17 protein-coding genes and 1 pseudogene are annotated in these 20,737 nt (G+C 62.9%); 8 read left to right on the forward strand and 10 right to left on the reverse strand.

What is annotated here, in order from left to right; genetic code table 11:
- The first annotated feature begins 4 nt into the window (after window positions 1-4).
- Window positions 5-610, forward strand: a complete 606-nt coding sequence (locus A9995_RS17200) for a hypothetical protein (RefSeq protein ID WP_067609875.1) — start codon at window positions 5-7, stop codon at window positions 608-610.
- On the opposite strand, the gene A9995_RS04785 is transcribed toward A9995_RS17200, so the two are convergent.
- From A9995_RS04785 to A9995_RS04795, 3 genes are read right to left on the reverse strand one after another with little or no spacing between them, the layout of a single operon-like run.
- Window positions 570-1,880, reverse strand: a complete 1,311-nt coding sequence (locus A9995_RS04785; protein WP_067609877.1) for a homoserine dehydrogenase — start codon at window positions 1,878-1,880, stop codon at window positions 570-572. The genes A9995_RS17200 and A9995_RS04785 overlap by 41 nt on opposite strands.
- Window positions 1,873-2,313, reverse strand: a complete 441-nt coding sequence (locus tag A9995_RS04790) for a thioesterase family protein (protein ID WP_067609878.1) — start codon at window positions 2,311-2,313, stop codon at window positions 1,873-1,875. The genes A9995_RS04785 and A9995_RS04790 overlap by 8 nt, the downstream gene beginning before the upstream one ends.
- A 58-nt stretch (window positions 2,314-2,371) precedes the next feature.
- A complete protein-coding gene (locus A9995_RS04795; RefSeq protein ID WP_067609880.1) occupies window positions 2,372-3,229 on the reverse strand; it encodes a hypothetical protein in 858 nt (285 codons plus the stop codon).
- A 349-nt stretch (window positions 3,230-3,578) separates the two neighbouring features.
- On the opposite strand from A9995_RS04795, the gene A9995_RS04800 reads away from it, so the two are divergent.
- The 4 genes from A9995_RS04800 (at window position 3,579) to A9995_RS04815 (ending at window position 6,273) form a co-directional block, all read left to right on the forward strand.
- Window positions 3,579-4,271: an energy transducer TonB gene (locus tag A9995_RS04800; RefSeq protein ID WP_067609882.1), complete on the forward strand. Its 693-nt coding sequence runs from the start codon at window positions 3,579-3,581 to the stop codon at window positions 4,269-4,271.
- Window positions 4,272-4,318: 47 nt separating this feature from the next.
- The gene (locus A9995_RS04805) at window positions 4,319-5,170 is read left to right on the forward strand and encodes a MotA/TolQ/ExbB proton channel family protein (RefSeq protein ID WP_067609885.1); all 852 of its coding nucleotides are present in this window, start codon (window positions 4,319-4,321) and stop codon (window positions 5,168-5,170) included.
- Between the two features lie 85 nt (window positions 5,171-5,255).
- Window positions 5,256-5,786: a biopolymer transporter ExbD gene (locus A9995_RS04810; RefSeq protein ID WP_199797214.1), complete on the forward strand. Its 531-nt coding sequence runs from the start codon at window positions 5,256-5,258 to the stop codon at window positions 5,784-5,786.
- 37 nt (window positions 5,787-5,823) lie between these two features.
- Window positions 5,824-6,273 carry a biopolymer transporter ExbD gene (locus A9995_RS04815; RefSeq protein ID WP_067609887.1) on the forward strand — a complete coding sequence of 150 codons (450 nt, stop codon included), beginning with the start codon at window positions 5,824-5,826 and terminating at the stop codon, window positions 6,271-6,273.
- Between the two features lie 109 nt (window positions 6,274-6,382).
- Here the strand turns inward: A9995_RS04815 and A9995_RS04820 are convergent, their stop codons facing one another.
- Genes A9995_RS04820 through A9995_RS04840 form a run of 5 tightly spaced genes read right to left on the reverse strand, consistent with a single transcriptional unit; the run spans window position 6,383 to window position 12,365 of the window.
- Window positions 6,383-8,854, reverse strand: a complete 2,472-nt coding sequence (locus A9995_RS04820) for a ligase-associated DNA damage response DEXH box helicase (RefSeq protein WP_067609889.1) — start codon at window positions 8,852-8,854, stop codon at window positions 6,383-6,385.
- Window positions 8,855-8,900: 46 nt separating this feature from the next.
- A complete protein-coding gene (locus A9995_RS04825) occupies window positions 8,901-9,782 on the reverse strand; it encodes a DUF2059 domain-containing protein (protein WP_067609891.1) in 882 nt (293 codons plus the stop codon).
- 32 nt (window positions 9,783-9,814) lie between these two features.
- A complete protein-coding gene (gene pgmG, locus A9995_RS04830) occupies window positions 9,815-11,218 on the reverse strand; it encodes a phosphoglucomutase/phosphomannomutase PgmG (RefSeq protein ID WP_067609893.1) in 1,404 nt (467 codons plus the stop codon).
- Entirely contained in the window at window positions 11,215-11,532 is a 318-nt protein-coding gene (locus tag A9995_RS04835; protein ID WP_067609895.1) for a J domain-containing protein, read from the reverse strand. Before A9995_RS04835 ends, pgmG begins: the two co-directional genes overlap by 4 nt.
- Complete coding sequence (locus tag A9995_RS04840; RefSeq protein WP_304456020.1) at window positions 11,529-12,365, reverse strand: division plane positioning ATPase MipZ; 837 nt, start codon at window positions 12,363-12,365, stop codon at window positions 11,529-11,531. Before A9995_RS04840 ends, A9995_RS04835 begins: the two co-directional genes overlap by 4 nt.
- An 89-nt stretch (window positions 12,366-12,454) precedes the next feature.
- Here A9995_RS04840 and panC point away from each other — a divergent pair, with 89 nt between their 5' ends.
- Window positions 12,455-13,351 (forward strand): pantoate--beta-alanine ligase, encoded by an 897-nt coding sequence (panC, locus tag A9995_RS04845; protein ID WP_067609897.1) that lies wholly within the window; start codon window positions 12,455-12,457, stop codon window positions 13,349-13,351.
- 27 nt (window positions 13,352-13,378) lie between these two features.
- Here panC and A9995_RS04850 read toward each other — a convergent pair whose 3' ends face one another.
- Complete coding sequence (locus A9995_RS04850) at window positions 13,379-14,866, reverse strand: ATP-binding protein (RefSeq protein ID WP_067609899.1); 1,488 nt, start codon at window positions 14,864-14,866, stop codon at window positions 13,379-13,381.
- 1,648 nt (window positions 14,867-16,514) lie between these two features.
- Here A9995_RS04850 and A9995_RS04855 point away from each other — a divergent pair.
- Together A9995_RS04855 and A9995_RS16540 are read left to right on the forward strand one after the other, a co-directional pair.
- The gene (locus A9995_RS04855) at window positions 16,515-17,903 is read left to right on the forward strand and encodes an O-antigen ligase (protein ID WP_067609901.1); all 1,389 of its coding nucleotides are present in this window, start codon (window positions 16,515-16,517) and stop codon (window positions 17,901-17,903) included.
- A gap of 121 nt (window positions 17,904-18,024) precedes the next feature.
- Entirely contained in the window at window positions 18,025-19,515 is a 1,491-nt protein-coding gene (locus A9995_RS16540) for a hypothetical protein (RefSeq protein ID WP_145916808.1), read from the forward strand.
- A gap of 167 nt (window positions 19,516-19,682) precedes the next feature.
- Here A9995_RS16540 and A9995_RS17320 read toward each other — a convergent pair.
- A pseudogene (locus tag A9995_RS17320) lies at window positions 19,683-20,687 on the reverse strand (integrase core domain-containing protein).
- Window positions 20,688-20,737 lie beyond the last annotated feature (50 nt).

Below are 20,737 nucleotides of genomic sequence, written 5' to 3' on the forward strand. Positions count from 1 at the left end.
GGCAATGTCGAGACACGCCGGGGCACTCGGCGCCCTGCTGATGCTTGGCATCGGCCAGCCGGCAAGCGCGCAGGACAGCAGGCCGCCACAGCGAATCGATCTGCTGGTAACGCAGGCGGTCGAGGAGGAGGAAGACGGCGGCGCCGTGCCTTGCGTCGAGGACGATTACGCCACAGTCATTTCGGGCGAGATCGTGGTTTGCGGCCAGAGCGGAGAAAACACCGACGGGGTCTGGAATCAGGAGGCCTGGGAGCGCCGTTATGCTGCCGAAACGATGAACAGAAACAATCCCGCGCCAGTCGATCCATGCGGACCCAATTGCGGCATCTTCACGGGCAAACCCACCATCGGCGGACTTTGCATTCCGGGCTTGCAAAAATGCCCGCCGCCGCCGGCGATCATGATCGACTTTGCAGCCCTGCCCGAAGCGCCGCCGGGCTCGGATGCCGACCGGATCGCGCGCGGACTGGCCCCGCTCGGAAGCGGCGGCGATGCCGGGCGCGGACCGATATCGCCGGTCTCAGAGGAAAAGCTCGGCTTGCCTCCGCTCCCCGATTTCGACGAAGAAGTCAGTCCCGCAGAATCGGCAGAACCAGGGGCGGAGCGGTAAGGCTGGCCGAGCCTTCGAGCAGCTCGAGCGCCTTGGTCACGCAGCGCTCGGGTCCTTCGTGGGTGACCATCGCCACCAGCACCTCGCCCCCATTGGCCGAACGCCCCTGCTGGATCAGGCTTTCGATCGACAGGTCCGCGTCGCGCATCGCAGCGGTGATTTCGGCCAGCACGCCGGGGCGATCGGCGACCGTGAAGCGCAGATAGTCGCGCCCGACCCGGTGCCCCGGATCGGCCGCCTCGAGCGGCTCGAGCTGCGCAACCGGGACCGAGAACGGCAACCCGGTATCGCCGCGCGCGATGTCGACCAGATCGGCAACCACCGAGCTCGCAGTCGGCCCGTCGCCGGCACCGGCGCCCTGAAACAGCAGGCGGCCGGAGAAATTGCCCTCGACCACCACCGCGTTGGTCGGCCCGGTGACATGCGCCAGCGGATGGTTCTTGGGTACGAGGCAGGGGCGCACCCGCTGCAGCAGCCGGGGCGCGCCATTGCCCTGCGTGTCGCAATCCGCGACCCCCACCAGCCGGATGACGAAGCCCAGCGTTTCGGCCCGCGCGATATCGGCAGCGCCGACCTCGGTGATCCCGCTGATCGCGACCGCATCGAAATCGATCCGCGCCCCGAACCCGATCGCGGCGAGGATGGCGAGCTTGTGCGCCGCATCGACGCCTTCGATATCGAAACCGGGATCGGCCTCGGCAAAACCCCTGGCCTGCGCCTGGGTCAGCACATCTGAGAAATCGGCACCGCTGCGCTCCATTTCCGAAAGGATGAAATTGCAGGTGCCGTTGAGGATGCCCGAGATGCGTTCGATCCGGTTGGCAGCAGCGCCTTCGCGCAGGCCCTTCACCACCGGGATGCCACCCGCAACCGCGGCTTCGAATTTGAATGCGGCGGCATTGGCTTCGGCGATTTCGGCCAGTTCCATGCCGTGAAGCGCGACCATCGCCTTGTTGGCGGTAACGAAATGGCGCCCGTTGGAGAGCGCGTTTCGGGCCAGCGTCAGTGCCGGGCCGTCGGAACCGCCGACGAGTTCGACCACAACATCGACATCATCGCGCATGGACAGCGTGGTCATGTCGTCCGCCCAATCATAGGCGGCGAGGTCGACGCCGCGGTCGCGCGCCCGTTCGCGGGCCGATACCGCGACCACCTCGATCGGGCGGCCCGCGCGCTTGGCAAGCATCTCGCCATTGACCGCGAGCAGCCGCAACACGCCGACCCCGACGGTGCCCAGCCCGGCGAGCGCGATCCGCAGCGGCTCAGCCATGCGCCGGTTCCCCGACCGGGAAGCCGAACGCCTCGCGCAGCGAATCGGGGATCGGTTGCGGGCGACCGGTGGCGAGATCGACATGCACCTGGACCAGCTCGATCTCGGCGCGCAAATCGTCCGGAGCCGAAGCCTCGGCCTCATCCCCGACACCGTGCAGCGCGATCCGCATCGCCATGCTGGTATTGCCGATCCGCTCGACGGTCAGCCGGCCCTCGACCAGTTCCTCGGCCCGAATCGGACGGATGTAATCCACCTCGGCACGGCGAATATGAAATTCCAGATCGGCAGGCAGACCGCGCGCGCGCCGGTCGCGAAAAAACTCGCTCACCAGAATATCGGCATATTCGAGATAGCGCGAGTTGAAGACGACCGCCTGCGGGTCGACCTCGGCATAGCGCACGCGGAAACGGTGGCAGAAGAGCTTGTCCATGCCAGCGCGCCTAGCGCAAGGCCGAGGCCCGCGTGAACCAGTTTGTCTTGCCTCGGGGCTAGCTGCGGTTGCGCTCGCATGGGCCGAGGCTGGCCATCACCAGCGCATAATCCTCGACGGCACGGGCCCGGCTCTTCTCGTCGCGCGCCAGATTGGCTTCGGCGGGAAGCCGCTCGGGCAGAGCGCAGGCGAGCCGGTACCAGGCCAGCGTCCCCGCCTCGGGCGGACGCGCTGCCTGATCGACGATCTCGGTCCACGAAACCCCCCAGCGCGGCTCCATCCCGGGCCGGCGGACCACGGTGACAGAAACCGGGCCATCATTGGCGGTGTCGAGAAACAGCTGGGTTTCAGATTCGCCTGTCAGCGTCCCGGCGATCGACAGAACATCGCGCACTCCGGTCACCACCGGAGGGCGATCGGCGCTCGCCAATTGCGTCAGAACCGGGCGCAGCCGGGTCTCGAGCTCGGGCGTGGCAACCAGTTGCGCGCGCGGATAGACGAGCTGTACCTCGCGCGGGCGGTTGGGCACCGGGCGGGCGAACAATAGCACCTCCTGCTTCCTCAGCTTCGGCGGTTTGCCCCTGGAGTCGAGCGGGACATCGACGAGATAGCGCAGCGACTCACCGATCGGCATATCGCCCGAGAGCAACGCCAGCGTCTCGGCCTCGATATAGAGCCGCGCGAACCCCGGAGCGAGGCCGGGCGCCCGCTCGGCGGAAACCTGGGCCTGCTGCTTGATTCGCGCGCGGACAACGAGCGGTGCCCGCTCGGCGAGATCGACCAGAGCGGCGTAGGTCGGTCCGGTGGCCAAAGCCGGAGCCGCAACGCTCGGGCGATCCTGCGCGGACAGCGGGCCGGACACCATCGCCAGGCAGGCAACCAGCGGCAACAGAACTGAGCGGGAAGTGTTGTTCATCGGGAGGTTTCCAATAGGAATAGCGACACTTGGTTGCCTGTTGAGAATTGAAATGGCTATGCGCTGTCCCCGTTCCAAGCCGAAGCGGACTGAATCCGGGGTTAACCGATAAAGGGTTTGCGGTGCATTGGCATGATGGGTAAAGGACCGACCAGACCGAAGCGCATGATATAAAATTGCTTTGGCGGGTTCGCGGTGGGACATTTCGGAAACCTTATGGACCCCTGGTCCATTGGATCGCCGAAGGAATGCTGACGGATGTTTTTTTTGGCACCTTGCTACGCTCGCCGTAGCGGGGCGCTTTAATCGCCGGAGCAATCCGGCGTGGACGATGGAGTGATGCGACCGAATGGCTTATGCTGACCAACAGATGAGTGGCAATCGCGTTATCGCGATTATCATCGTTGCTCTGATTCATATTGCTCTCGGTTACGCGCTGATCACCGGTCTTGCCTATGAGGCGGCGACCAAGGTGCTTGAGCGTGTGACGACGATCGATGTGGACGAACCGCCGCCCCCTGAGCCGGAGGAAGAGCCGCCGCCCCCCGAGCCCCAGCCCGAGGCCGCGGCTCCGCCGCCGCCGGTAGCGCCGCCGCCGCCGATGAATATCTCGACGCGGCCGCCGGATATCCGGACTCAGGTGACGATTCCGCCGCCCGCTCCGCCGGCCGTGCGGATTCCGCCCCCCGCTCCGGTAGCAGCACCGCGCCCACCGGCGCCGCCGCCGCCGGCTCCTCCCTCTCAGGCACGTGGAGCATCGCCCCGCAACCAAGGCAGCTGGGCTGCACGAATTCAGGGCGACTACCCGTCACGCGCGCTTCGCCAGGAAGAATCGGGAACCGTGACCATGCGCATTACGATCGGCTCGGATGGCCGCGTCGAAGCATGCTCGGTGTCGGGTAGTTCGGGCTCCAGTGCGCTCGACGAGGCCGCTTGCCGGGGGATGCAGCGTTATGCGCGGTACAACCCTGCACTCAACGCGGCCGGGAATGAGATCTCGTCGACGACGACACAGTCGATCCGCTACGTTTTGCCGGACTGACCGGCGCACCACATTAATTCGACCTTTATCGAAAAGGACCATTCGCTATGATTACTCAAATTCTTGCTGTCGCCGGGGAAGCGGCACCGCAGAACCAGTTCGGCTTCATGGAAGCGATGGAACAGGGCGGTATTATCGCCTGGACCATCTTCGGCGTGCTCGTGATCATGTCGGTCGGCTCGTTCTACATCCTGTTCACCAAGCTGTTCGAGCAGAACAAGGTCATGCGTCAGTACAAGGACGTGCAGGGCCCGTTCTGGAAGACCAACAGCCTCAAGGAAGGTGCCACCAAGCTCGACAAGAACAGCGCTTGGCGTCAATTGGTCGACGACACGATCCAGGCCGAAGGCCAGCACGGCAAGATGGGCGACAGCTTGGAAGCCCATGACTGGATGCACGGTTCGCTGGCGCGCTCGGAAGCCTATGTGAACTCCAAGCTGGCCGGCGGTCTGCCGTTCCTCGCTTCGGTCGGCGCCACCTCGCCGTTTATCGGCCTGCTCGGTACCGTTATCGGCATCTATCGCGCGCTGATCAACATCGGCCTCGCCGGTTCGGCCTCGATCGACAAGGTTGCCGGCCCGGTCGGTGAAGCGCTCATCATGACCGCCATCGGCCTGCTGGTCGCGGTTCCCGCGGTGCTCGCCTACAACTGGCTGCAGAGCCGCAACAAGCGCATCGCTGAAATGCTCTCGGCATTCTCGACCGATCTGCTGGCCTATGTGAACTCGAACGGCACGGTTAAGCCCGCCACGATGACGGCGACTGGTTCGACCACCGCCGCTGCCAAGGCATCGACCACGGCACCCGCCGCGGCCCGCCCCGGCACCACCGCGACGACAACGACTGCGAAGCCGCTCGGCGGCACGACGTCGACCACGACGACCACGACCAAGAAGTAAGGCGGGAACGGGCCGGGCACCTGGTGTGCCCGGCCCGCCCCTCCCCTTCATCATCACGCAAATCAAGCTACGGACAGGATAGGCCATGGCGGTTGAGATAGGCGGCGGCGGCAATGCGCCGATGTCGGAAATTAATACCACCCCGCTGGTGGACGTGATGCTGGTTCTCCTCATCATCTTTCTCATCGCGGTTCCCGTCGCGATCCAGACGATCGAGAAACTGCGCATCCCGGTCTTCGAATCAGTGGAATCGAGCGACAAGGTTGAAAACCTGTTGCTGACAGTCAGCACAACCGACGAGAACGGGTTGAGCGCGGGCGAACCCGGTTTTGCCGGTGCCTCGCGCGACGGCCAGTGCCGGGTGTATTTCAACAACATCACCCCGGTGTCGTCCCAGGAACTCTACGATCAGGCGTTCGGGCGGCTCGACAGCATCGTGCAGCGCGCAGGCGGACCCGAAGCGATCATGGAGGATCCCGATCTGATCCCGCAGGTTCACATCCGCGGTGACGTCAACGCTCCGTGGTCCTGTGTCGCAGGTGCGATCTACAACGTTCAGGCAGCCGGTTATCCGACCGTCGGCTTCATTTCAAACCCGGTCGATCCGAACGGCTAAGCCGTCGCTCGCGTAGAGACTTCAGGAGAAACCAACCATGGCAATGTCAGGTGGCCAGGATGATGGCGCCCCGATGATCGCGATGAACATGACGCCGTTGATCGACGTCCTGCTCGTGTTGCTCATCATGTTCATCATCACCATCCCGGTTGCGACGCATTCGGTCGACATCGACCTGCCGCAACCCAATCCCAATCCACCGGATCAACCGATCGATCCGATCCAGAACAAGATCGTGCTCACCACGACCGACGAGATTCTCTGGAACGGCGAAGTGCTCGACGAGAGCGAGCTGGTCCGGAATCTCAACCTCACGCGCAACATGACGCCTGAGCCCGAACTCCAGTTCGAGCCCGAAGGCACCGCGAGCTACGAGCTTTCGGCCCGCGTGCTGAACGTGATCAAGGCCAGCGGCGTGACGAAGTTCGGCTTCGTCGGCAACGAACGCTACCGCACCTTCGGTGCCGAGGGCACGGTGACGCAGTAACGCGTCTCGATTGTACGAACACACCGAAAAGGGCGGCTTATGCCGCCCTTTTCTTTGCCCGCAGACCACGCTCGGCCTGCTGCGCGCGGGCCAGCACCGCGCGGGATACTCACAAGCCGGGGTTGGCCGGGTCCTCGATCCGCATCGCTGCGCCCGCGAGGCTTTCCGCCTCGAGCAGCAATTCGTCGTCCACCGCGCCCTGAGGCGTCGCCTCGCGCCCGATCATCACCATCACCGGCACCGCCAGCGGACTGACCCGGTCGAGCTCCACATGGACCAGCTGCTCGGCGGCGCGGTCGAGCAGATTGCCCAGCCGACCGACATCGGTCATCCGCGTCCGGGCATCGGCCCAGGCAGCTTCGAGCAGCAAATGGTCGGGCTCGTATTTGCGCAGCACATCGTAGATGAGATCGGTCGAGAAAGTGACCTGCTTGCCGGTCTTTCGCTTGCCGGGGTGCTGGCGCTCGACCAGCCCGCCGATCACCGCCACTTCGCGAAAGGCACGCCGCAGCAGGTGCGAATTCTGCACCCAGTCGATGAATTCGTCCTGGAGGATGTCGGGCGACAGCAGCGGCACGGGATCGCCGACCGGTTTCAGCCCCCAGACCGCGAGCGAATAGTCGTTGGCGACGAAGCCGCCGGGCAGCAGCCCGCGGTCCTCCATCCGCCGCGTAATCAGCATGCCGAGCGACTGGTTCGCGTTCCAGCCTTCGAAAGTGTAATAGACACTGTAGAACCGTCGGCCATGCGGGAAGCTCTCGACCAGCAATTGCCCGGGCCCGGGCATCTGCGAGCGCCAGTCCTGCACCTCGAGCCATTCGCGGACATCGTCGGGGAAGCGCGCCCAGCCCGCGCGATCGACCAGCATTGCGCGCACCCGCTCGGCGAGATGGGTCGTCAGCGGCAATCGCTGCCCGCCATAGCTGGGGATCATGGCCGATGCTTTGGAGGCCTTCACCAGCACCTCCATGTCCTGCAGCTTGACCACCTCGAGGCTCATCCCAGCAAAGGCGAAGGTGTCGCCCGGCGAGAGCGAGGCGGCGAAGCGTTCCTCGACCCTGCCCAGCGAACGCCCGCCGCGCCCGCCGCGCGCGCTGATCCGCACCTCGAGCATCTCGGAGTCGATGATGATCCCGGCGTTCATCCGATGCCGCGCCGCCTGTTCGGGATGGGTCAGCCGCCAGACGCCGTCGGGCGCGCGGGTGATGCGCTTGAACCTGTCGTAGGCCTTGAGCGCGTAGCCGCCGGTGGCGACGAAATTGAGCACCCGCTGCCACACCGCTTCGTCGATCCAGGCATAGGACAGGCTCGAGCGCACTTCGGCGAGCAGCGCCCCCTCGTGAAACGGCGCGGCGCAGGCGCAGGCCATGACGTGCTGCGCCAGCACGTCGAGCCCGCCGGGGCGGAACTCCTCGCCATCGCGCTGGCCCTCGTCGACCGCTTCCTTGGCCGCGGTCGCCTCGAGGAATTCGAAGCGATTGCCCGGGACCAGCAGCGCGCGGCTGGGCTGGTCGAGCCGATGGTTGGCGCGGCCGATCCTTTGCAGCAGGCGCGAGGAGCCCTTGGGCGCCCCCATCTGCACCACGAGGTCGATATCGCCCCAGTCGACCCCGAGATCGAGGCTGGCGGTGCAGACCAGCGCGCGCAGCTCGCCGCGCGCCATCGCCCCCTCGACCTTGCGTCGCGCCTCCTTCGAGAGCGAGCCGTGGTGGATCCCGATCGGCAGCGTGTCCTCGTTCACGTCCCACAGGTTCTGGAAGATGTATTCGGCGAGAAACCGCGTGTTGGTAAAGACCAGCGTGGTGCGATTGGCGCGGATCTGCTCGTAGAGCTGCGGGATCGCCCAGGTCGCGGCATGCCCGCCCCACGGCACGCGCTCTTCGCGCGGCAACAGGATCTCGACCTCAGCGGGAGCCCCCGCCTCGCCCTCCACCAAAGCGACGCTGTCGATATCGCCCCAGGGCGCCAGCCATTCGCGGAACGCCTCTGGATCGGCCACCGTCGCCGACAGCGCGGAGCGACGCATGCCGGGCGCGAGCGCCTGCAGCCGCGCCAGCGCCAGCGCCAGCAGATCGCCGCGCTTGCCGGTGGCGAAGGCGTGGACCTCGTCGATCACCACGCGCTTCAGACCGGCGAACAGCTCGATACTGTCGGGAAACGACAGCAGCAGCGAGAGGCTCTCGGGCGTGGTCAGCAGGATATGCGGCGGGCGGGTGCGCTGGCGCTTCTTGCGGTCCGAGGGGGTATCGCCGCTGCGGGTCTCGACCCGGATCGGCAGCCCGATCTCCTCGATCGGGGTGAGCAGATTGCGCTGCACATCATGCGCCAGCGCCTTGAGCGGCGAGATGTAGAGCGTGTGCAGCCCATCGGGCGGCGCGGCGCCGTCCAGCCGCGAGGGCGCGAAATCGGCCAGCGTCGGCAGGAAGCCCGCCAGCGTCTTGCCCGCGCCGGTGTCCGCCACCAGCATGGCGTGCTGCCCGGCATCGCTCGCGGCGAGCATCGCGGTCTGGTGGTCGCGCACCCGCCAGCCGCGTGCCGTGAACCATGCGGCGATTTCGGGAGGGAGCGGGCGCGCGGTCACTTTGGCACAGCGCCGGAGGATGCACTGCGTTCCTGACCGGCTGGCGTCAGGTGCTTGGCCCCATCTCGTCGAGCTCGTCGTCGGCTTGCGCTCCGGATTGCAGCGCCTCGAGCTCGGACTGGCTGCGCCCCAGCAATCGCGCCGCGCGCGCCTTCTCGGATGCTCCCAGATCGCCGAAACCGCGGCCATCGGGATAGGCTTCGGCGATCGCCCAGATATTCTCGATCATGCCCGGCATGACCTCGCCCATCGCGGGGCCGAGCTGCTCCATCATCGCCATCATCTGCGGATCGTACTGCACGAGCAGCGACTGGCCCGCGAACTTGCCGCCGACCGGGGTCTGGAAGAAGGCGATCAGCTCCTCCATCTCGCGGGCTTCGAAGCGGGTGGCATAGGCGCGCGACAGGCCTTCGCGATACGCGGGCTCGATGGCGTCCAAGAGATCGCCCATCATGGTGATCCCTGCCTGGTTGATCCGCTCGTTGCGAGCGCGATGGTTCGGGTCGAACAGGTCGAGCGCCTCTTCCACGGCGTCTTCGTCGAGCGCGGCCAGCTCGTCATAAGGCAGACCGGTGAATCCGGAAACCGCCATCGCCGGATCGTCCAGAGTGGGGCGCATCATCGCCTCCATCATCGGGCCCATCGTCTCTTCCATCACCATCGCAAAGGATCCGACCGGGAAGACATGGTCGGCCATCCGCGTAGCAAGCGGCAGCCTGGCTTCCTCTCGGGGGCTGAGCGGTTCGACCGCGAAGACATCGGCAAACAGCGCGCCCAGCTCATCCAGTTCCCTGGTCAGCTCGGCCCGCATTTTTTCCATCGGGATGCCGAGCTCGATCTCGGCTCCTGCGGGTTCGGGATCCTGCGCAGCGGCTCCGACCGGAGCCAGCGCCACCAGTGATGCTGCGATTGTCAGAATTGCCTTCATTCGCTCCCCCTCCCGAATTGACCCTGCCCCCTTCAGTGCCCCACGCTGGCCCCGCGCTCGAGCCCCGAGAGCATCAATTGCTCGTCGATCTGCGCCAGCAGACGGTCGAGCCCTTCCTGGCTGTCGCTTTCGGCGCGAGCCACAAGAACGTCCTGCGTGTTGGAGGCCCGCAGCAGCCACCAGCCATCGGCGCTGGTCACCCGCACGCCATCGGTGGAATTGACCTCGGCGGGGCTGTTCGCGAGCCGCGTCTTGACCTCGTCGATGGCAGCAAACTTGCGGCTCTCGTCGACCTGGAAGCGCATCTCGGGCGTATTGACCATCGCCGGCATCGCGCCGCGCAATTGGGTCACCGAACGGCCCAGCCGCGCACTGGCGGCCATCAGCCGGACCCCGGCATAGAGCGCGTCGTCATAGCCGTAATAATCATCGGCGAAGAACACATGGCCGCTCATCTCGCCCGCCAGCGGGGAACCGGTTTCCTTCATCTTGGCCTTGATCAGCGAATGGCCGGTCTTCCACATCAGCGGCTTGCCGCCACATTGCGTGACGCGGTCGAACAGCGCACGGCTGGCCTTCACATCGGCAATCACGGTGGCGCCCTTATGACGCGAAAGAGCATCCTCGGCGTAGATCATCAAGAGCTGGTCGCCCCAGATCACCCGGCCCTCGCCGTCGATTGCGCCGATCCGGTCGCCATCGCCATCGAAGGCGATCCCGAAATCGAGCCCTTTCTCGGCAACCAGCGCTCGCAGATCCTCGAGATTGGCCTCGACCGTGGGGTCGGGATGATGGTTGGGGAAATTGCCGTCGACCTCGGTGTAGAGCAGGTGATGTTCCCCCGGGAGCCGGGCGGCGAGCTGTTCGAGCGCGGGCCCGGCAGCGCCATTGCCCGCGTCCCAGCCGATCCGCATCCCGGCCAGCGCCTCGGGGTCGACCCCATCGAGCCCCGCCAGCAGACGGTCGATATAGGCGGGCATCACCTCGCGGGTCTTGGAGGTGCCGGTGCCATCGATCCATTCGCCGGCGGCGGCGCGTTCCCCCAGCCTTGTGATATCGGCGCCGAAGAACGGACGCCCCTGGAATACCAGCTTGAAGCCGTTGTAATTGGCGGGGTTATGGCTGCCGGTTATCTCAATGCCGCCATCTATCTCATCGTCTGAGGCCTCGGCGTAATAGAGCATCGGGGTCGCGGCCATGCCGATCCGGACCACATCGCACCCCGACGCGTTGAGCCCCTCGACCAGCGCGTGCTCGAGGATCGGCGAGCTGACCCTTCCGTCATAGCCGACCGCGACCCGGCTGCCGCCCGCTTCGCGCAGCATCGAGCCGAACACGCGCCCGATCGCGCGCGCATCGTCGGCACCGAGCGTCTCGCCGATGATCCCGCGAATGTCGTATTCGCGCAGAACGGTGGGGTGGAATTCATGGCTCATTGCGGCGGCTCCGGCGGTTCTTGGTCGATGGTGTTCTGGGGCAACAGAGCGAGCAGCAGGTCGCGCGCGGCGTTGACCTCGGCGAGCTTGGCGGTGCTGCCCCCTCTATCCGGATGCAATATGGCAGCCATGCGACGGTGCGCCTCGCGTATCTCGCGCTCGCTCGCTTTGGGGCTGACCCCGAGCAGCCGCCGCGCCCGGTCGATCTCCTTGCCCCCGCGGGAGCGGGTCTGGAGATATTCCCACGGCCATTTGCCCAGCAGCAGGCGGCAGCCGACAGCGACCACCAGGGCGATGAACAGTATGCGCATCATGCCGCAGCCGCCTCGGTCCCGGCCAGCCCGGGAAGCCGCAGGCTGGCGACCAGCCCGCGCAATTCCTGCCGCGCGACCAGATGGCTGGTGCCCAGATCCCCGAGGTGGCCCTTGTCGAGCAGCGTCAGCCCCGAGGGGAACAGCTCGCGGTAAACCACACGTTCCGACAACCCCCTGGTGACGCGGAAGCCGACCCGCTTCGCCATCTCATCGAGCGCCTTCTCGAGCCGCGCCATGTTGCGCGCCTCGGTGTAGCCGGTGCGGTTGCGGACCACGACCCAGTCCATCGGCGGACGGCTCTCCTCGATCTGGACCCGCCCGCGCTTGATCCGCGCTTCCCAGATCAGCTCGGCATAGAAGGACAGTTTCTTGACCTTGAAGCTGTCGCCCTCGACCTGGCCGATGAGATCGAAATCGACGAAGCTGTCGTTCATCGGGGTGACCAGCGTATCGGCCTGGCCGGCGCTGTGGCGCGCCAGCGGATCGTCGCGGCCCGGCGTATCGACGAGGATGAAATCGGCACCCTGCGCCTTTTCGGCGACCAGCGCCTCGAATTCCTCGGCAGCGCAATCGCCGACCACATGGCATTGCGCGCCGGGAAGCTCAATCCCGCGCTTCTTTGCGGTCTCCGCACGATTCTCGAAATAGCGGTCCATGGTGCGCTGGCGGTGATCGAGATCGAAGGCCACCACCTGCTTGCCCGAATAGGCCAGCGCGACCGCGATATGGACCGCGGTGGTCGACTTGCCCGTGCCGCCCTTCTCGTTGGCGAAGGTAATACGGTGCGGGCGGGTCGAGGGCACTTGCAGGAATCCTTGCATGGTGGTCGGCATTTTGAGCGGTTTATCGGTGCGGGCTTAGCGGCTAGGGCACCAGCCCGATCGCCTTACTGGCCAAACGCCTTACGGGAGGGGCATAGCGCGTGCAAACCATCACTCGGCTCGACATGTTGAGAAGCGAAATTGCCGCACTGCGCCGCGGCGGTGCGGGGTCGGGCGCGGGTACGGGCGCGAGCGTGGCGCTGGTACCGACCATGGGGGCGCTGCACGAGGGCCATCTGTCGCTGATCCGCGCCGCGCGTGGGCAGGCCGATCACGTCGTCGCCTCGATCTTCGTCAACCCGCGCCAGTTCGGCGCCGGCGAGGATCTGGATGCGTACCCGAGACAGATGGAGCGCGATGCGGCACTGCTCGAGGCCGAGGGGGTGGCCTTGCTGTGGGCGCCCGCGCCAGAGGAGGTCTACCCCGCCGACTATGCCACCAATATCACGGTTTCCGGTGTCAGCGCGGGCCTGTGCGGCGCCGACCGGCCCGGGCATTTCGACGGGGTCGCCACCGTGGTCTGCAAACTGTTCAACCAGGTCCGCCCCGATATGGCGCTGTTCGGCGAGAAGGACTGGCAGCAACTCGCCGTCATCCGCCGGATGGCGCGCGATCTCGATCTGACGCAGCCACCGGTGGATGCGATCCACGGTATCGCGACGGTGCGCGAAGCCGACGACGTCGCGATGAGCAGCCGCAACGCCTATCTCACCCCCGAGCAACGCCAGAACGCCGCCACGCTGCCCCGCGCCATGCGCGACGCGATCGTGGCGATAGCGGCGGGAACCCCGGTTGGCGAAGCCCTCGACACCCTGCGCACGACCCTGCTCGCCAACGGCTTCGACAGCGTCGACTACGCCGAACTGCGCGACGCCGACACGCTGGAAGGGCTCGACCACCCGGGCGGAAACGCGCGGCTGTTCGTGGCCGCGAGGATCGGCGGAACCCGGCTGATCGATAATATGGCCCTGTCGCAGGCCGGCTTGCCTAGGCCATAGGCACCAGGCGGCGGCGCAGCGGAATTCTCAATCGGAGGCAATACTTTCCAGCCCCAGTACGCTGATCGTCCGCTCGCCGGCAAAGTCCTCACGAACCGCAATCAAATTGCTGCGTTCCAGATGGTCGAGAAGCCGACGGACGCGGCCCGGCGAGGAGCTCCCGTACACGCGCGCCAATTCATCGTCGTCGGGTTTTGTGCAACCATGAAGCGCTGCAACCGCAATCGCAAGGTATGGGGCGAGGACATCTTCATCCACCTCCTGGGCCAGCGCTTCGAGCGACTCGCGGGCCGCCGACGATAGCTGGTCGACACCCGCTACGGCAAAGGCGAACCGGCGCCGAAACTCGATCATGTCGATATGGGCGCTGACCACGCCGTGCTGGCGGCAAGAGGTCAGGAACTCACGGAACAATATGCCGGGGGTTCGGAAAGTGGCCCCGTCCTGCCGCGCCAGCTCATCCATGATTTGCCCGACGCTCATTTCGCCCGGTTCCTGGTCTGGGGCGGGACGGGCGGTGCTCGGCGCCGCGGTGTCCTTGACTTCGTCTTCTCGGGGCGGTGGCGGCTGGCTGGCCCGATGGAGGATCGCCTGCTCCAAATCGGTCGCCGAATTGCGCTTCGGCGCGACGTGGCGCGGCGCGGGCCCCTGCACTTCCCGCGCCAACTCGACATGGAGCAGGGCTTCCATCTCGTCGCCGCCGGTCTCGGGCAACGGCATCAGGCCCGCCCCGGCATTCTTGCCGCCGGTCTGCGCAGCGCCGACATGGACAGCGACCGGGCGGCGGCTGATCGCCGGCCCCAGCCCCAGGAACTGGCCGCGCTGGAGATCGCGGATCCGCTCGGCCTGCCTGCGGTCCATCCCGAGAAGATCGGCGGCGCGCTGCATGTCGATATCGAGAAACGTCCGCCCCATGAGGAAATTCGACGCCTCGGCGGCGACGTTCTTGGCCAGCTTGGCGAGCCGCTGGGTGGCGACGACACCAGCCAGCCCGCGCTTCCGTCCGCGGCACATGAGATTGGTCATCGCCGATAGCGTCAGTCGGCGCGTATCCTCGGCCATCTCGCCGGCCGCAGCGGGAGCGAACATCTGCGCCTCGTCCACCACCACCAGCGCCGGAAACCAATGCTCGCGTGGAGCGTCGAACAGCGCGGTGAGGAACAGGGCCGCACAGCGGATCTGTTGCTCGACTTCGAGCTCTTCCAGCGCCAGTACCACCGAAGCCCGGTGCTGGCGGACCCTTCGCGCCAGTGCCTCGATCTCACCCGCCGTATGGGCGGCGCCATCGATGACGATATGATCGAACTTGTCCGCAAGGCTCGCGAAATCCCCTTCGGGATCGATCACCACCTGCTGCACCAGTCCGGCGCTTTGCTCCAGCAGCCGGCGCAGCAGGTGCGATTTTCCCGAACCGGAATTGCCCTGCACGAGCAGGCGCGTGCCGAGCAGCTCCTCGATATCGATTGGCACGCTTTGCCCTTCGGTATCTCGACCTATTTCGATTTGCGCCCTCATAGCGCAGGAGTTAGACGGGCTGGGCTTCGGCGGGAAGGTCGGCCGCGATTTTATCCAGCGGGGACCCGGTAGGATCGCACATCAACCGAACATGTGGTTGCCGGCGGTCGGATGCTTAAGTGCATCGAAGGGGATGGAACGGGTAGCGAGATTCTGATCCGCCTTTCCCACACGCCAAAGTCCGCAGAAAACCGTGAGTTTCTGACGGCGTGAGAAACTGTGTAGCCTGCTGTGTGGGAAGGTCAATGCTCTGCTTTCCACGCCCATTGCGACCCCTTTGAAATTTCTACGGGAATTTTTTCTTAGGTCCGCGAATGGCATTTTCCCGGGGCTTGGCTCCCTTACAAGTTGGGTTCCGGCCTGTGCTAGTTGTCTTGCCTTTACGCATCTCGATTTTTCGCGTGGTGAGGCCTTTCCTTCCGTGAAAATAATTGCCTGAGGCGCTATTGATAAGCAGCTTGGTAGGTATGCCCTCGTCTCACATTCTCGAGAAGATGCGCTCCCAAACGCCATGCTCGACCCTGAGATGGAAACGGTTATAGATTGGCATTTTAGGCCATTAGATGTGCTCTGGACAGTCGATCCTCCGTCCACCACCCTTCGTCGCGTAGACAAACTTGGATGATGACGGCATTACCGCGATAGTAGGCGATAAGTTTGCAAGTCTTCAGCATAATTGATAGAATTTACTTGGCTATTTCAGCCTATTAAATTGTTTTTCATCTAGATACGCCCCAGCTGATCGTCTGGATTGTGCCCTCGGGAAAAGAAAAAAAGCGCTTGGCCCAACCTTCTTCAATGCGAGCAAACTCTTGATCGCCCCGACTAGCGATGCGACGAGCATTTCGTCACGCGAAACAGTTCGGTCATATCTGATTGCCAGTCGTGCGCCGGGTCCGGCATCGAGGACTAGCCGGCATTCGTCATTGCCCAGCATGCCCTCGCCCGCCTGGCCCTCGCGGGGTGGACTGAGACTGAGAGCTTCGCGTAAGTGAAGAGGTATTTACCCAATATCTCCGGAATCAGCGCGCTGGGTTCAATCCCTCCCCCACTGGCTCCTGTTCAACGCGGGCGAATGATGGAGGCAGTTGAGCGCGGCCCCAGACATTGGCCACGCTGCGTGTTGCGAGACGGGTGTCCGATCCAACAGGATCATTGCTTATTTACCGCACGCCTGCTCCGGCTGGCATCGACACCGGCACTTCCCCGCGATCGATCACGATCGCCCCGTCCTCCACCACGATCGCAGAAACGCACGCGCCCTCGCTTTCAACGAGAAATTTGCGGCAACCGACTAAATCGACATGCCCGGTAATGAGTTTCCTGCTGCGTCGCGCTCACGCGCTACTAACACCGCGTTCCAGCTAACGATATCGGACCAACACATTTCGACCGTGACCGCCGCAGTTAATGCGACCCCATTTCGGTTTCTCCGAGCAGCAGCAGTGGTCAACCTGGTACAGTTACCGCTAATGGCACTCCCACCCTTGCCATTGTACAACAAGCTGCGCTTGTCCGGGCACAGAGTGCGACCGTCGATCGTTGGGTCCGGCACAATTCGCAGTACATCGCGAGGTGATGGTCGAATCCAAATTTTATGACAGCTATTCGGTTTGCTCAGAGGTGGGAATTGGCTATTCGCTAGGTCATGCCTCGTTTTTCCGCCGCGCCCGACCGCGCATCCGCCCTTTCGTTTTGGTTACTCGTCGCGTTTCTGGCAATCCTGTGGGTAGCCGGGGGGTCCTCGCGCGCCGACGTGCTAGGTCAGTCTGTCGTGCGTTTGTCCGCCTGGTCACTGATTGTGACGGTCATTCTCGCGCTGCCACGGGTTGATTGGCGAGCCCTTAGGGAGCCGGCGATCATCCTCGGCGCGGCAGCGCTTCTAGTGGCTTTACAACTACTTCCATTGCCCCCAGAAATCTGGGCCGAACTTCCTGGGCGTGCAATCTTCGCCAAAGCGGCCGTATTGACAGGAGCAGAGCAACCTTGGCGCCCGCTCTCAATCTCTCCGAGCGGTTCCACTAACGCGCTTTCTTCTTTGATCGTGCCCGCGGTGGTCATTTTGCTTGCGGCCAACCTGACCCGCGAGCAACATTGGCGGATCGCAATTTTGGTACTGGCAATGGTGGGGGTGGGAACAGTCCTAGGGGCGCTGCAGTTCTCGGGCGCCAATTTTGATAACCCGCTGATCAACATGGTAACCGGCTCCGTGTCTGGGAATTTCGCGAACCGCAACCATTTTGCGCTGTTTCTGGCGATCGGTTGCGTTCTGGCACTGGCATGGGCATTCGGTGATGAGGCGCTGCCTTGGAAAGCTGTCGCAGCCTTCGGACTCATTGTAATCTTTATCTTGATGCTCCTTGCGACAGGATCGCGAAGCGGCGTCGTAGTTGGACTGTCAGGCATCGTGTTGACCTTTATTGCATTTCGCAAGCGGGCTGCGCAGCAGTTCAATGCTATGGCCCTTAAGGTTGCCTTACCAATAGCTCTCGTGGCGATAGCAGTCGTATTCGGGACCATTTGGCTTAGTATCGGCTTAGACCGTGCGGTCTCGGTAGAGCGTGCATCAACTCTTGAGAGCGAAGCCGATTTGCGCTTGCAAATCTGGCCCATCGTGTTGGATATGTCGCAACGCTACTTTCCTGCCGGGACGGGCTTTGGGACCTTTGACCCGGTGTTCCGCATCGGCGAACCGGACGATCTGTTGAGATCCCAGTATATCAATCTCGCGCACAATGATTGGCTGCAAATATTCCTTGAAGGCGGCCTTCTCGGCCTCATCGTTTTTGCAGCCGCGCTTGTTTGGTTCGTTCTTCGGAGTTTCAACGCTTGGTTCTCGGATCAGAGATCTGCAGGTTCCAAGCCTCTCGCCAGAGTAGGATCGATCATTGTGGCCCTCGTTCTTGGAGCAAGCGTTACTGATTATCCGGCACGAACGCCGACGATTATGGCTTTGTTGGCGCTTGGGGCAATCTGGCTGACGAGAGACATACGAGGACAAAGCGGCAGGGGAATGCAATCCTCCGGCAATGCCTGATGAGACGCACTACTGAGTACCGGAAGCTGGCTTTCATACCTCTGCTAAATTGGCGACGCAGGTTGCGGCCCCAAAAAACTAAGATAAGTGACAGGATCATATTGAACGCAGCCGATAGACAATGATCCCTCGCCGCAACTTCCTAGGTCTGCCGGTTATCGCGGGCACTTTCGTCAGTGGCTTTGCCGGGCGGCTTTTGACCGAGGACCTGTTCCAACCCAAGGAAGCCCAGAGGATGGGAAACAGCGAGGCGCAGACGGTTTATGTCCGTATCGATGGGAATGATACGGTAGGAGACGGTGTTTCTCCAACCACAGCATTCAAGACACCTCAACGCGCCCTAGATAGTCTGCCCGAGCTTGTCGACCTTAGCGTCCAAATTGACATCGGACCGGGCATTTATTCCACGAGCTCACGAGCGCCTCAATCCTTGGATCGGCCCGCAGTCATTTACATCGACCAACTGAGGTCTGGTAGAAGAACTTCCCAGGAGGCAGAGGGGCTCATAGGTTCGCTGGTCCTGAAGTTAGATCCAAATACTGTGATCCAAGCAGGGAAAAACGGATACGCTTATGGGATTTACTGCACTGGGCATTCCGGTTCCATTGCCATTTGGGGCGGTAAAGTGGAGGCAGGCGCTCGCTGCAATACACTGATCACTGCTCACCGGGGAACTTATGTTCACCTTCGCAAAATGCAGGTTGATGGGTCTAAGGGTGCATCTATCGGGCTTCTTGCAGAGGCAGGAGGTTTTCTTGAGTGCGTAGATACTGATGCTAACGGTAGTAAAGTGGATCTGCAGACGTACTTCGGTTCATTTGCACAAATGGCGGCACCAAATTCGAGTCACGAAATAGGCCATATTGCGGTCGGACCGGGCTCGATGGCGTCTATTTTTATGAGAATGAGAGTCACACAAAGCCTGACAAATCGAGGCATTTGTGAGTTAAATGGCGGGCCCAACTCAAGGGTCAGCCTTGAGGGCAGTTATGACGGGCGAAACTCCCAACTTCATGCGATACGAACTGACTTCGTCACCAAAGAACCAGATGCCGTCATAGCTAAATGCGATAATTGGCACACGGGCGACTTCGGGTTCGACTGTACGCTCAATTTGCATGGGGGAATCTACAATCTCGCAGGTTCCCGCGCGTTCGTTGGCGGTAATCGGTCGCCTCATGCGCGGCCGGTTCTCGCAATTCCGGGCACATTTATTTATCGGGATGCTAGTATCGATTGGACAAACAGTGAAGGCATTAAGAAAGGGGTTTACCTGCTTCCCCTGACTGTCTCGGTCCCCGACGACAACTTTACTATTCCGGTAACATTCAATTCTGGATCATCGGGGCTAATCCAGCTAGTTAACCAGACTGGCAGTATTAGGCGCAATTGTGTTATTGCAGACGTGGCCGCTACTACCAATGGGCATCATCCTGACACAGGTTCCGAACTCACTCTCGTTCATGTGGAGGGACAGGGGATCGAAATCACCCTCGACGCCGGATTGATAGATAACCCGCAGAAGGAACGATTGATTTTAGGTAGAGGGCCAAGCATGGCCCGGTCGGCTCGCTTTATCTGGCTCGATCAAGGGTGGGTGAGGTTGAGTTAGGAGTGGCCAATGCAGCGATCGTGCCGCTGAAGGTCTCGATCCAATAAGTTTCCCGTTCAGGATAGGTCGCTATCGTGATAGTAAACTCTCGGTTACGAGAACACATCTTATTGTTTTTGCAGTCGCATCACGCGGGTCGGTGGCGGAGGCGGTGACGTGACCCCGAGCTATCCTCCACCTGGGATTAGGAGCCGGACGGCTTGGTTGCGCATGATCGCGGTTGAAGCAATGGGCGTTGCGAACCACAATTGCTTATTCATCTTGGCGGCGAACTCCGCTGAAGTTGCGTAGCCAAGAGACGAGCACGGTTCTCCCGGTTGTAATCCTCGACCCAAGCCGCGATCTCGACGTGGGCATTAGAAAGACTGAGGAACTGCATCTCGTTCAGCAGTTCATCGCGAATCCGGCCGTTAAAACTTCTGCGGAAGCCGTTCTACATTGGCTTTTCCGGTGCGAAATAATGCCAATCTCCACCGATCTTCCCATGCCAGCACCGCAATGCTGTTGAGCGCCGTACCGTTGTCGCTGACGATCATGCCGGGCTCGCCACGCCGCGGATTCAGCTCGATTATTTCGCGCACAGCCCTGCGACCGGAGATCGAGGTGTCCGGCGCCCGCTCGCAGTCACTCTTAGGTCACATCATCGACGATGTTGAGCACGCGTAGCTGTCGCTCAGAGGCCATCTGATCACAAACGAAGTTGAGGCTCGAACGCTGGTTCGGCGAGGCAAGAGCGGCAGCCGGCGCCCTGGTCCCGACAATACGCTTGCGCCTGCGTCGCCGTCTGACCACCACCCCATCCTCATGGTAGAGACGCTGGTTCGCCAGCTCGCGTAGCTTCTCAAGTGGACCGAGATTATCGTTCTTGGTGGAATGATAGCCGTACACTCTTGCGATCGGCATCGATGACCCAGCACGCCCGCCGGTCGCTCATCTATGCAGTCCTGGAGATGAACCACAGCTCCTCGCTTCGCGTTCTCGTCCTCCCTCAGACGCCGGACCTCGGACACCTCCCAACCTGCCATACTTCGGTTTTCATTTTAGATCATTGCCACCGACACGCCGTACCGCCGCACCAAGTCAGTGGCCCCCTCTCCGTCTCCGCCAACTGCCTCTTGTTTTGTTGATTTTTTCTCACGATACCGGTTTGCTTCCCATAACTGCTGCCCGATAGGTTCGCCACTTGAGGCTGTCTCCTACCGGTAGTGTTGTTGGCTTTGGA

Origin of the sequence: Erythrobacter sp. QSSC1-22B (assembly GCF_001678665.1) — a bacterium.
Taxonomy (GTDB): domain Bacteria; phylum Pseudomonadota; class Alphaproteobacteria; order Sphingomonadales; family Sphingomonadaceae; genus Qipengyuania.

Bases quoted from the DNA above. Each gene is read 5' to 3' on its own strand.
- A9995_RS04805 (WP_067609885.1), top strand. From the start codon at position 4,319: ATGATTACTCAAATTCTTGCTGTCGCCGGGGAAGCGGCACCGCAGAAC.
- A9995_RS04855 (WP_067609901.1), top strand. From the start codon at position 16,515: ATGCCTCGTTTTTCCGCCGCGCCCGACCGCGCATCCGCCCTTTCGTTT.
- A9995_RS04850 (WP_067609899.1), bottom strand. From the start codon at position 14,866: ATGAGGGCGCAAATCGAAATAGGTCGAGATACCGAAGGGCAAAGCGTG.
- A9995_RS04835 (WP_067609895.1), bottom strand. From the start codon at position 11,532: ATGATGCGCATACTGTTCATCGCCCTGGTGGTCGCTGTCGGCTGCCGC.
- A9995_RS04790 (WP_067609878.1), bottom strand. From the start codon at position 2,313: ATGGACAAGCTCTTCTGCCACCGTTTCCGCGTGCGCTATGCCGAGGTC.
- A9995_RS04840 (WP_304456020.1), bottom strand. From the start codon at position 12,365: ATGCCGACCACCATGCAAGGATTCCTGCAAGTGCCCTCGACCCGCCCG.
- pgmG (WP_067609893.1), bottom strand. From the start codon at position 11,218: ATGAGCCATGAATTCCACCCCACCGTTCTGCGCGAATACGACATTCGC.
- A9995_RS04785 (WP_067609877.1), bottom strand. From the start codon at position 1,880: ATGGCTGAGCCGCTGCGGATCGCGCTCGCCGGGCTGGGCACCGTCGGG.
- A9995_RS04795 (WP_067609880.1), bottom strand. From the start codon at position 3,229: ATGAACAACACTTCCCGCTCAGTTCTGTTGCCGCTGGTTGCCTGCCTG.
- A9995_RS04810 (WP_199797214.1), top strand. From the start codon at position 5,256: ATGGCGGTTGAGATAGGCGGCGGCGGCAATGCGCCGATGTCGGAAATT.
- A9995_RS16540 (WP_145916808.1), top strand. From the start codon at position 18,025: ATGATCCCTCGCCGCAACTTCCTAGGTCTGCCGGTTATCGCGGGCACT.
- A9995_RS04825 (WP_067609891.1), bottom strand. From the start codon at position 9,782: ATGAAGGCAATTCTGACAATCGCAGCATCACTGGTGGCGCTGGCTCCG.
- A9995_RS04815 (WP_067609887.1), top strand. From the start codon at position 5,824: ATGGCAATGTCAGGTGGCCAGGATGATGGCGCCCCGATGATCGCGATG.
- A9995_RS04800 (WP_067609882.1), top strand. From the start codon at position 3,579: ATGGCTTATGCTGACCAACAGATGAGTGGCAATCGCGTTATCGCGATT.
- A9995_RS17200 (WP_067609875.1), top strand. From the start codon at position 5: ATGTCGAGACACGCCGGGGCACTCGGCGCCCTGCTGATGCTTGGCATC.